This window comes from Pseudomonas sp. EGD-AK9, from assembly GCF_000465935.2.
GTDB lineage: Bacteria > Pseudomonadota > Gammaproteobacteria > Pseudomonadales > Pseudomonadaceae > Aquipseudomonas.
The window spans coordinates 1-601 of the sequence record NZ_AVOF01000883.1; the positions used below are offsets into that span (position 1 = coordinate 1).

1 protein-coding gene and 1 pseudogene are annotated in these 601 nt (G+C 72.4%); one reads left to right on the forward strand and one right to left on the reverse strand.

Translation table 11 applies throughout. The features are described 5' to 3' along the window. The coding region (locus N878_RS25050; RefSeq protein ID WP_021446214.1) for an urea transporter at nt 1-308 on the forward strand (308 nt) is incomplete at its 5' end. Between the two features lie 72 nt (nt 309-380). Here the strand turns inward: N878_RS25050 and N878_RS29270 are convergent. After that, nucleotides 381-601, reverse strand: a pseudogene (locus N878_RS29270) (hypothetical protein); the annotation flags it as partial.

Consider the following 601-nt stretch of genomic DNA (forward strand, 5'->3'; position numbering starts at 1 on the left):
GGGCCGTGCTGGGCTCGAGCGCCGGCTTCGCCCTCGCCCTGCTGCAGGGCTGGCCCAGCGACGGCGCCCTGGCCGGACTCTACGGCTACAACGCCAGCCTCGCCGCCATCGCGTTGGCCCAGGTGCAGCGCAACCCCATCGCGCCGCTGTGCGGCCTGCTGCTGGCCCTGCTGCTGCAACCGGGTTTCGCCGCTCTCGAAATACCGGCGCTGACCATGCCCTTTATCCTCGCCTGCTGGCTGGTCAAGGCCAGTGCGCAACGCTGGCGTCAGGCAGTGAAGGACAGTGCGCCGCGGCGCCAACCCTGAACAGTCTCGACCGGGCCGATCCCCAGTACGCAGAACGGCGCCCTGGGGCGCCGTGTGTCGAGCGGACAGACTTCAGCGGCTCTGGTAATGCCGGTAGAGCCCCGGCGGGATGCCGCTGCTGTCGGTGGCGCGCCAGGGCCCGCCGGGCTGCGGCGACCAGCTCCAGCCGCTGGCCCAGCGATAGAAGATGCGCTCGCGGTAGTAGAGGTCGCGCGCGCCCTCGACCACGTAGACGCCCAGCGCCGGGTTCCAGTGGCTGGCCACGCCCGGCGGCGGCGCGTAGCGCGGGTGGG